Source organism: uncultured Paraglaciecola sp. (genome assembly GCF_943787955.1).
Taxonomy (GTDB): Bacteria; Pseudomonadota; Gammaproteobacteria; order Enterobacterales; family Alteromonadaceae; genus Paraglaciecola.
Genome location: NZ_CALSOK010000012.1, coordinates 68,844 through 79,779 on the forward strand (window position 1 = coordinate 68,844; position 10,936 = coordinate 79,779).

The following is a 10,936-nucleotide window of genomic DNA, read 5'->3' on the forward strand; positions in this document are numbered from 1 at the left end:
AAATGAATGGTAAATTTGTTAATGGAAAAATTTTATCTTGCTTGTTTGCGGCGGTTTTGTTGATGAACTCAGCTATCGTCCATGCATTTGACCACCAACACTCAATATTCACTCAGGTGTTGAGTGATGTGGTGAGGTTGTCGCCTAATAAAAAGCAAACGCGGGTAGATTATGCGCTGCTCAACAAGCAACCTGAAAAGTTAAACCAATACTTGAACGCGTTATCCTCAGTCAAACAAAGTGACTACCAGTTATGGACGGGTGATGAGCAACTTAGCTTTTTGATTAATGCCTACAACGGTTTTACTTTACAGCTGATTCACCATAACTATGCAAAGTTTCAAAGCGGCAAAGTAGAATCAATTAAAGATTTAGGCAGCTTTTTTTCTAGCCCATGGAAAAAAACGTTTTTTACTTTGCTTGATGATAAGCACAGTTTAGATGATATTGAACACAACATGATCCGTATCTGGTTTGAGCGCCCGCGGATACATACAGCCTTGGTGTGTGCAGCAGTAAGTTGTCCGCCCTTAAGAAACGAAGCCTTTGTTGCTGACAAATTGGATCAGCAACTGGATGATCAAATGCGACAGTTTTTATCTGATGATCAACGCAACACTATCAACCTCAGGGATAATCGTGTGAAGCTCTCTGCTATTTTCAAATGGTACGGGGAAGATTTTGAGAAGGGTCAACAGGGTTTTAATAGTCTCAATGATCTTATTACAGCCTATCAAACAGATATCGCTGATGATCCTCAGCAACTGACTTGGTTGCAAAATCGGAACTATAGAATTAGCTTTTTAGACTATGACTGGCGGTTAAATGATATTTCGACTTTCTAAGGCGTTGACCAACAGTTTCGCAATTTGTTATGTTTTTTTTTTCGTTGCAACTGCTAAGGTTCACGCAGAATTAAAATCAGAAACTATTGTTGAAGCAAATAGTGCGCAGTGGCAACAAACCCTAAAAGTATCCGTAGGTCAGTCGGTGTATTTCTATGCTTGGGGCGGCTCAAAGGCCGTAAATGAATACTTACGTTGGGCCACCCGAGAAATCGCTCAGCAATATCAAATAAAACTAATTCACGTAAAAGTCACTGACCCTTCTGAACCTGTCTCTCGACTTAAAGCTGAAAATGGCCGAACCAGTGCTATTGATTTGATGTGGGTCAACGGAGAAAACTTTGCGTATTTGAAGCAACAAGGTTTTTTGCTGGGAAATTTATGGTCTGCTATCCCCAACGCTACTTTTCTAGCTGTTGATAGTTTACCTATCACGGTTGATTTTGGTGAGCCTATGGATGGTTTTGAAGTGCCTTGGGGTATTGGTCAATTTAACCTGATTGCTGAAAATGGGGTGTTTCAACCACCCCAAGTTAGTGCAAAATCATTATTAGATATTGCGAAAAAAAAGCCTAAAACAGTTACGTATCCTCGGCCACCTGAATTCCATGGCACCACTTTTTTAAAGCAACTCTTAGTCAACTTAACCGATGCCGACCCTCGTTTGTATAAGTCATCTACAAAGCAAGCTCAAGATGAATTATTACCGGTTCTATGGCAATACTTAGATCAGCTACATCCATATTTATGGCAACAAGGAAAAGCCTTTCCGAGTTCGGCAGCTGAACAACTGTTGTTGTATCAACAAAAAACGCTCTCGATGGCTGTGAGTTTTAACCCTAATCAATGGCAAAAAGAAAAAAGTACCCAACAAATTTCTGAGTCGAGTGTTAGGCGTTATTTTGCTGATGGTGCCATTACCAATAGTCATAACCTTGCCATCCCAAAATCGGCACCTAGCCCCGACGCAGCAAAAGTGGTGATTAACTTTATGTTGAGTGAAAAAGCGCAACAAGAAAAATTCTCTGGAGTATGGGGTGACCCTTCTGTGATTACTTCTTTGCTCGATGAAAAAGCAACTATGCCTGCCCATTCCGAACTTCACAGTTCATGGCATGTAATTATTGAGGATGCATGGCAGCAACGTTACGGCGGATAGGACTCGCCAGCGGATGGTTGCTGGTGTCTTTGATTTCTTTGTTGCCAAGCTTAGGCATTGTTGTTGGGCTGTGGCCACCAGAGCAGATCACCTTTGCCGACATTCGGCCTTTTTTAGCCTACCAAGGTTTATCCACTTCGGTACTCATGACCTTATTCAGTGCGATATTTAGTACCTTAATATCGTTGTATATTGCGTTTATGGTGTATAGCCAATATCACTTAAGTCGACGTTTACAGTCCTTTGAAAAATATCTCGCACCGCTGCTATCTTTACCGCACCTTGCTGTCGCCTTAGGGTTAGTATTTTTGTTCAGCAATGGTAGCTTATTTTTTGTCGACTCAGGGTTACCACGCAAAGGATTATCAACCCTGATCATTGCTATAGTCATAAAAGAGGTACCCTTTTTTCTATTAATTTTTAGTGCGATAGGTTGCCAGTTACCGATTAAATATTGGCTGCTACAGGGTAAAGCATTGGGTTATCAAGATTATCGTTGCTGGTGGTTTTTAGTTTTCCCGCCACTACTCAAACAATCTCGATTAGCTTTGTTAGCTGCTACAGCTTATACCCTGTCGGTGGTAGATATCAGTTTTCTAGTTGGACCTAATATTCCTGAGTTATTTGCGGTCTCTATGTATCGCTGGCAGACCAGTTTTGGTATTGGCGATCAGGCTTTAGCATTTTGGGCTAATGTATTGTTACTGGGGCTTTTGGTGCTATCTATTGTTGCTTTATATGCTCACGAAAAACTGCTGTTTATAGCCTGTAAAAATTGGGCGGTACTGGGTAGCACAATCCGTTTAGGTATAATCAACCGGCTATTTGTCGCTTGGTTACCCATGACGGGTGTATTAACCCTGTTAATGGTTATGGTATTTGCTCTTTGGTCATTTGGTGCCAACTGGCAGACTGATGGCAACCTATTAGCGAGTTTACATACACGATTATGGCAAGATGAGTGGTTGTTTTTCTCCTTACCACTACAGAACTCTGTGTTGATTGGATTGGTCGCTGGTTTGTTAGGAGTGGCTTGTGCGCTTTTGGCTTTAGAGTTACAGCGGCGCAGAGGTGTCTATTTACCTGACTATTATTGGCTGCTCGCAATATTGTTGCCACAATTGAGTATGGTATTAGGTTGGCAGGTTTCACATATCTGGCTAGAGGGCAGTTATCACAGTGCTTGGATTATTTTGTCACACCTGCCTTTTACCTTTGCGTATGCATACTTGGTATTAAAAGGGCCTTTTCAAAGCATTGAACCTCGATATGAATTGTTGGCTGCAAGTTTTGGGTATTCCTATTGGCAGTGTTGGTACAAGGTGCGTTTTCGATTATTGCTACCGGCTGTTTTGTCAGCCTTTGCAATTACGTTTTCGGTGAGTGTTGCGCAATATATTCCAACCTTAATGATAGGTGCAGGTAGAGTGACCACTATCACCACAGAAGCAGTAGCGATTGGTACGGGTAGCCAGCAAGATGTTATGGCACTGTATATTTTGCTGCAATCGGTATTACCCTTTGTGGCATTTTTAATGGCAGCGCTGTTAGCGCAAAGATTTCGAGGAAGCGTAGATGTTAAAGCTCATTGATTGCCAAATAGATGCCACAGGGTGGGAAATTAAGATACCGGATATTCAGTTGGGTAAGGGTGAGTTGTTAGTGATTACTGGCCCTAGCGGTATAGGTAAATCTACATTATTGCACTGGTTATTGGGTAATATACCTAGGCATGTCAATATCAGCGGGAAAATTTTAATTGACGATATTGATGTAAGCCAACAGGCAATTGAACGCAGACATATAGGCCTGCTGATGCAAGATGTGTATCTTTTCCCCCATCTTAGTGTGCAAGACAATATCTGTTTTGCTCTGCCTAAAGATACTCATTTTTCTTCAAAAAAACAGCGCCGTATAGAAGCAATGAGAATGCTTGAGCAAATCAACCTTGCTCACCTTGGTGAACGTTACCCACAAAACCTCAGTGGTGGTGAGCGTTCTAGAGTAGGTTTGGTGAGGGCTTTAGCGAATAAGCCCAAGGTAATGTTGCTTGACGAACCTTTTGCAGCTCTGGATCCAACTAATCGTGAACAAGTAGGCCGCTGGGCATTTCAGCAATTAGCACAGCAGCATATCCCCAGTATTATGGTTACCCACGATAAAAACGATATTCCTGAGTCCGCCAAACAATTAAATTTAGCTGATTTTTTTCTTCAAAAAGATCAGCATCAAATAAGCTTGGATAGGAATAACCCATGATTGACCCAATACTTAATAAATTATTAAGGCCTGTGCTGGTATTGTTGGCTAAGCCATTTGTTCGATTTGGGATTAGCGCTGATCAAATTACAATAGTTGGGTTTTTATTAGGTATGTTAGCCGTTCCCGCGATCATTGCTGAGCACTTTACTGTGGCCTTGGTATTGATAATAATAAACCGAATTTGTGATGGTTTAGATGGAGCCGTTGCCCGACAAACTCACACTACTGATGCAGGTGGTTTTTTAGACATCAGCTTAGATTTTATTTTCTACTCTGTCATCATTTTTGCTTTTATTGTCAGCCACCCAGAACAAAATTCATTAGTAGGTAGCTTATTAATGTTGTCTTTTACCGCAACCGGCAGTTGCTTTTTAGCCTTTTCAATCATGGCCAGCAAACACAATATTGATAACCCGCAATATCCCAATAAAAGCATGCACTATATGGGCGGTTTAGCCGAAGGTTTCGAAACCATAGTGGTGTTGTGTCTGTTTTGTTTATTTCCAGAGCACTTTGTACCTATTGCATTGGTCTATACTGCAGCTTGTTTTATAACCGCTGGAGTAAGGATTGTAACTGGTTATCGCACACTTAACAGACTCGGCTGAGAAGTTAACTCAAAATACAAAATTAATTAATTCACAACGTATTGAACGTCTGGTAAGTACAGAAATCAGTGGTATGGGGCAAAATAACATGACAACCGAGGGGGGGGTGGAAATTGGCAACTTGTCCTGATGGTGTCGATTAGCCACTAACTATGGAAGCTGATAATTTGCAATGAGTTACTCGCTAAAACCTATTGAGCGCTTATGCTTTGCAATTATGTTGTTTAGGGTTATCTTCTGTATCCCTCATTTTGATATGTAGAATAGTGATATGACCATCAAAAAGCCCCTTAGATTTTTACAATTTACTCTGGTATTTTTTAGTTTGTTATTTGCATTTTCTTTACCGCTAAAGGCTCAGGATAAAGCTTTAGTGGGCGGCAGGCTGATTGATGGATTTGGACATCAACCACTAGCCAACAGCGTTATTCTTATTAAAAATGGCATGATTGAAAAGGTCGGTACTGTGGCCACACTTCCCATTCCTGATGGGTATGAAATTATTTCAACTGAAGGTATGGATGTTTTACCCGGATTGTGGGAGAGCCACGCGCACTTAATGTTAAACGGCCATTCCGATTACACTTATTGGGATAAAGCCTATGCAGACAAACGGGGCTCTGAAATCATGCCCGCCAGCGCTGTACAGTTATTATTAGCAGGTATCACCAGTGCAAGAGATTTAGGCGCACCTTTAAAAGAGTCTATAGATATAAAAACAAAAATTGAAAATGGTGAAATCCCGGGGCCGCGTTTGTATGTGTCAGGCCCTTTTATTCAGCACAAAGCTTATCCCGGTACAGAAGCTTTTAGGTGGGGTGTAGATAACCCAAAGGATGCCATAATAAAAGTGAATCAGCTTGCAGATGCGGGTGTTGATATTATAAAGCTTATTGACCACGACATGATGAGTTTGAAAACTTCACAAGCTGTGGTTGACCAAGCACACAAACGCAACCTTATTGTAGTGGCTCATTCACACAAACCTGACGAAATTAGACGTGGCTTAGAAATTGGTGTCGACAATTTTGAGCATACTGGCTTGACTACAGCCCCGGCTTATCCTGATGATATAATTGAGCAACTGATTGAACGCACCGCTAAAGGGCGAGTTGCCGGAGGACCTTTGTATTGGACCCCTACAGTTGAAGGTTTATGGAACTACGATTTAACTGTCGCTAACCCAGAAAGATTAGACAATAAATGTTGGCATCGAGGCTTAAAGCCAAGCACGATAAAAGATATTAAGACATCTTTAAAAAACGTGGGGCAGTTGGATTATATGCAACTCACACCACTACGTAAGCCAACGCTTAAAAACAAAATCCAACAACTCAAAGACGCAGGCGTTGTGATGTTAATAGGGACTGATAGCGGCATCCCCACTAAATTCCATTGCCAAAGTACTTGGAATGAAATGGCCTTTTGGGTTAACGAAATGAATATCTCGGCAATGGATACTATAAGAGCTGCAACTTATTGGCCAGCCGTGCTAATGAAAGTCAATGATAAATCAGGTACGATCACTGCGGGAAAGTATGCTGATATTATTGCCGTGAAAGGTGATGTACTTCGTTACATTAACTTACTGCAAAACGTTGATATGGTTATGAAAGGTGGCAAGATCTATAAACTTGATGGCAGAGCGACTATTGATTAAGCGCTGGCACCTCCTGAGAGGTTAATTATCTATGCGAAATGGTATTGAACGCTCTTTTAAGGTCTGTTGTTGATTGTTACATCAATAAGATTGGTCTGCAGTCAACCGTAATCTTTTATAGTGCACTTTGTTGTCAAGGATTGCCTTTAAACATGAGGTATCGATTCGTGACTTTATCTCACTGGACATGATTCCCTTGGTTTAGCGAGATGTGAGCTAAGACTTGCATCAAGCCTTTTTTTGAACCTCATCTTTGACTATTTTGTTATTGAGCAGACTTCTAATCCATCGATATTTGGAGCTTATAAACCCATAAACACTAGATCGTAGTCTGCATGTTGAAGGGTATATATATATCTTTGTCTGTCATCTGTGAGCTAGACTTGAAGCTTATATAAAAACTGAGCTTGCCCGCTAAGCACCTGTTCGATTTCGTTATCTTTAACCTCCAATACAGTGTCAGTAAGCTGTGTTCGCGTTTTCGCACTTTCCTTGATATTGACAGAGGGCTCTGCAGATACGTTTACGTTAAGCGTGAAATAGCACTTACTCCCCCTTTTTTTGTCAATGTTTACGGATACCTGCTCAACTCATCAAACGCTGTCAGTGTTCACTAGCGAAGCAGATTTAAGCTTGTTTGGGTACAGGGCTGTCTGGCAATGTGTTCGTAGTCTTAATCTGGAGATTGTTAGGTCTTGTGTTGAGTTATGTAATTGAAAGATTAAAACTTTAATCTTGTTCGGTTACTCAATGTGACTTTTGTTTAAACGGCATCAACAACAAAGCTTTAAGGCTGGTATTGGTTTTGGGGCTTGAATACTCTTTCAGGCCCAATTTAATAGCATCGTCACCCGTTTTTGCTTTTTCTGTGTAACTACCGAATAGTCTGTCCCAAATAGACAAATTAAAACCAAAATTACTGTCTGTTTCAGCTATAACCTGGCTGTGATGAATGCGATGCATCGCTTGGGTCACGATGAGGGTTCTCAATAACTTATCGAGCTTAACAGGCAGTTTGATATTGCTATGACTAAAAATAGATGTGGCATTAAGTAATATTTCAAAAATCAAAATAGCCAATACAGGAGCACCTAGAAGAAGTACAGCAGCAATTTTCACCATTAAACTCAGGGCAATTTCAATAGGGTGAAAACGTAAACCAGTTGAAGCGTCGAGGTGTGGATCAGCATGGTGAACCATATGTATACGCTACAACATGGGAATACAATGAAAAAGTCGGTGTTGCCAGTAAATCAAACAATCCAATAACAATACGGTGACAGGTACGCTTAACCACAGATTAGCTGAAACATGATTCCACAAACCGATGTGATTGTTTTGTGCGAAGATAGTCATAGCGGCCAAACCTGTCGGTATCATTAGCCTCGCCACCACCGTACCTAGTAAAACCATAGAAAAATTGCTTAGCCAGCGTTTACCTTTGCTCACAGGCGATAGACGATTGGGCTTCACGCTTTCCCAGAGTAACATTATGGCAAGTACAGTAATGAAAACTCCAAGCCTAATCCATGTATCATTCATCATAGTGAGTGATGGTTACCTTTTAGGTGAATCAATTAGGAATACAGTCTTAACTTCTATATTATCATTACGTGTATAAATTACAGGCCACTTATTTAAAGGACATGATTTTTATGAAAATTCTTACGTTAATTGCGGGTGTTTTAGCTTTATTACTACTGCTTCTTTCTGGTCCGTTATATCAAGCAGACATACTGGGTTTGATGGAGGCATTTTTAGCGATGCGCATTGCACTAATTTTAGGTGCTGTGGCTATTCTTTTGGCGCTAGTTCAAGTCATTTTTATGCGTAAAACGATCTCTTGGTCTGCGACGGGTGTCGCAGTTTTATGTGCCGCGGTGGCCATTTTTATGCCGCTAAGTATGATGAATAAAGCCAAGTCAGTACCTCCTATTCACGATATCACCACAGACCTAGTTAACCCGCCAAAATTCGTCGCTATGTTAGCATTGCGTGCTGATGCTCCCAACCCTGCTGCTTATCAAGGTGAAGACATTGCTAGCCAACAGCGTGAAGCCTACCCTGAACTAGAAACGCAAAAATATCCGCAAACAACAGAGCAGGTATTCGATGCAGCCTTATCGGTAGTTAAGAGTATGGGGCTAGACGTAGTCAGTTCTGACAAAACCCTCGGTTTGATTGAAGCTTATGACACGACGACTTTTTTCGGTTTTGTTGATGATGTGGTTATCCGCATTCAAAGCGATGGCCAGATGACCATGCTTGATGCGCGCAGTAAATCACGGGTGGGTATCAGTGATATTGGAAAAAATGCTGAACGCCTTAATGCATTGATTGCGGGTGTAGCGAAAAACCTTAACTAATCTGATTGAGTTAGCATAACCAAATGCTGGCACATCAATGGTATTTGATGCGCAGCTAGTTTTTTTAAAGCTTTGCATTTCATTTTAAGATTTCAGTAGACGTTAATTTCTTTTTCCTCCATGATTTCCAATTGTTTGTAGCATTAAACCCTGTGCTCCAGCTTGACTCAGTTTAAAATGTCACTTATTCTCGTGTTTGAAAGGATCACCGTATCGCTAAGCTAAAAACAAAAAAAAGCGCCGAAGCGCTTTTTTACTTAAATCTATTCGATAATAGGCTTTAGTCAACTATTTTGCTCACGAGCAATCGCACGATAGGCAATGTCATCACGATAAAACATGCCGTTGCAGCTAATGGTCTTAGCCAACTTATAGGCATTCTGTTGTGCTTCTGTAACAGTATTACCTAAAGCAGTTGCACACAGTACACGGCCACCATTGGTTGTTACTTTGCCATCAATATTTTTAGTGCCGGCATGAAATATTTTGCTGTTGGCATCGCCAAGTTCCAAACCGTCAATCACGTCACCTTTGCCGTAACTAGCTGGATATCCGCCTGCCGCGAGAACCACACCTACAGCAGCTCTGGTATCAAACTCTGCTTGAATTTGGTCAAGTTTGCCGTCTAAGGCTGCTTCAACTAATTCAACTAAGTCAGACTGAAAACGCATCATGATAGGTTGGGTTTCTGGGTCGCCAAAGCGGCAATTGTATTCAATCACTTTAGGAGTGCCATCCGCCATGATCATCAAGCCAGCATATAAAAAGCCTACGTAGGTGTTGCCTTCAGCAGCCATACCTTTCACAGTAGGATAAATTACTTCATTCATAACACGCTGATGGATATCTGCTGTCACAACGGGTGCAGGTGAGTAAGCACCCATACCACCGGTGTTAGGACCAGTATCACCATTGCCAACACGTTTATGGTCTTGGCTGGTGGCAAAAGGTAAAACGTTTTTGCCATCGACCATCACAATAAAACTCGCTTCTTCACCATCGAGGAATTCTTCGATGACTACGCGGCTACCTGCCTCACCAAAAGCGTTACCCGCTAACATGTCACGAATAGCATCTTCTGCTTCGGTTAATGTCATGGCGACAATCACACCTTTACCTGCGGCCAAACCATCTGCCTTAACCACAATAGGTGCGCCCTTTGCTTGTAGATAAGCAAGGGCAGGCTCGATTTCGGTAAAGTTTTGATAATCAGCAGTAGGAATATTGTGACGTTCTAAAAAGTCTTTGGTGAAGGCTTTTGAACCTTCTAGCTGTGCGGCTGCTTGTGACGGGCCAAATATGCGTAGGCCTTTGGCTTGGAACGCATCCACCACACCCAGTACTAAGGGCACTTCGGGCCCCACTATGGTTAAGTCTATTTGGTTTTGCTCGTGCAAATGCCGACCAATGCAGGAGACATCTTCTGCACCTACATCCACATTCGTCCAGCTTGTCTTCCAAGTGCTGGTTCCGGCATTCCCCGGTGCTAGAAACACGTGGGAGACTTTTGCCGATTGCGCTGCTTTCCACGCTAGACGCGTGTTCGCGACCGCCGCCGCCTATAATCAATACATTCATAGGTTTTTTTCTTTAGTTTGTTATTTACGGCTTTACAGATTAGGGTTTTACAAACTTGAGCGTCATACGCGTGCTTTCACCGATTGACTAAATATTTGGCTCGGTCTTTTTTCGCCTAAACGCAATCCAGGGAGGTAGAGGTCCATACGCCTCGTTCATGATCAGATGGTATCCAGTGGGTTGAGGTTGACATCACTCTGCAGCGACTAATGTTAAGCCCGCTTTTTGCAGCCGCTGCTATTCACTAAGCTGATTGTTTCATATAACCCGAGCTTTTTTGCATGCTTCATCAGGCAAGCTGTCTCTGGCAGCTTGTGCTCAACGACGCCTCACTACACCGCCTTTCTTTAAGGGCATTATAGCAAAGCTGGTAAATGCGCTTGTCGCATGCCTTCTTGTCCCGCCTTCCATATACCAGTTATGTACGTTACGAAAAGTCAGCACTCTATCCAGAGAAT

General features: G+C 41.9%; 7 protein-coding genes and 2 pseudogenes. 7 read left to right on the forward strand and 2 right to left on the reverse strand.

The genetic code is table 11. The features are described from left to right. Positions 1-2: 2 nt before the first annotated feature. From Q0Y52_RS11995 to Q0Y52_RS12020, 6 genes are all read left to right on the forward strand, one after another. Complete coding sequence (locus Q0Y52_RS11995; RefSeq protein ID WP_297821850.1) at positions 3-845, forward strand: DUF547 domain-containing protein; 843 nt, start codon at positions 3-5, stop codon at positions 843-845. Further along, positions 826-2,004 carry an ABC transporter substrate-binding protein gene (locus tag Q0Y52_RS12000; RefSeq protein WP_297821852.1) on the forward strand — a complete coding sequence of 393 codons (1,179 nt, stop codon included), beginning with the start codon at positions 826-828 and terminating at the stop codon, positions 2,002-2,004. The genes Q0Y52_RS11995 and Q0Y52_RS12000 overlap by 20 nt, the downstream gene beginning before the upstream one ends. Then, positions 1,980-3,596: an ABC transporter permease gene (locus Q0Y52_RS12005; RefSeq protein ID WP_297821854.1), complete on the forward strand. Its 1,617-nt coding sequence runs from the start codon at positions 1,980-1,982 to the stop codon at positions 3,594-3,596. Before Q0Y52_RS12000 ends, Q0Y52_RS12005 begins: the two co-directional genes overlap by 25 nt. Then, positions 3,580-4,263, forward strand: coding sequence for an ATP-binding cassette domain-containing protein (locus Q0Y52_RS12010; protein ID WP_297821856.1), 684 nt, complete (start codon positions 3,580-3,582; stop codon positions 4,261-4,263). The genes Q0Y52_RS12005 and Q0Y52_RS12010 overlap by 17 nt, the downstream gene beginning before the upstream one ends. Continuing rightward, positions 4,260-4,874 carry a CDP-alcohol phosphatidyltransferase family protein gene (locus Q0Y52_RS12015; protein WP_297821858.1) on the forward strand — a complete coding sequence of 205 codons (615 nt, stop codon included), beginning with the start codon at positions 4,260-4,262 and terminating at the stop codon, positions 4,872-4,874. Before Q0Y52_RS12010 ends, Q0Y52_RS12015 begins: the two co-directional genes overlap by 4 nt. A 271-nt stretch (positions 4,875-5,145) precedes the next feature. Beyond that, positions 5,146-6,534 carry an amidohydrolase family protein gene (locus Q0Y52_RS12020; RefSeq protein ID WP_297821860.1) on the forward strand — a complete coding sequence of 463 codons (1,389 nt, stop codon included), beginning with the start codon at positions 5,146-5,148 and terminating at the stop codon, positions 6,532-6,534. A gap of 747 nt (positions 6,535-7,281) precedes the next feature. Here the strand turns inward: Q0Y52_RS12020 and Q0Y52_RS12025 are convergent. Continuing rightward, positions 7,282-8,079, reverse strand: a pseudogene (locus tag Q0Y52_RS12025) (sterol desaturase family protein). 110 nt (positions 8,080-8,189) lie between these two features. Here Q0Y52_RS12025 and Q0Y52_RS12030 point away from each other — a divergent pair. Then, positions 8,190-8,900 carry a DUF1499 domain-containing protein gene (locus Q0Y52_RS12030; RefSeq protein ID WP_297821863.1) on the forward strand — a complete coding sequence of 237 codons (711 nt, stop codon included), beginning with the start codon at positions 8,190-8,192 and terminating at the stop codon, positions 8,898-8,900. 284 nt (positions 8,901-9,184) lie between these two features. Here the strand turns inward: Q0Y52_RS12030 and purD are convergent. After that, a pseudogene (gene purD, locus Q0Y52_RS12035) lies at positions 9,185-10,478 on the reverse strand (phosphoribosylamine--glycine ligase). Positions 10,479-10,936 lie beyond the last annotated feature (458 nt).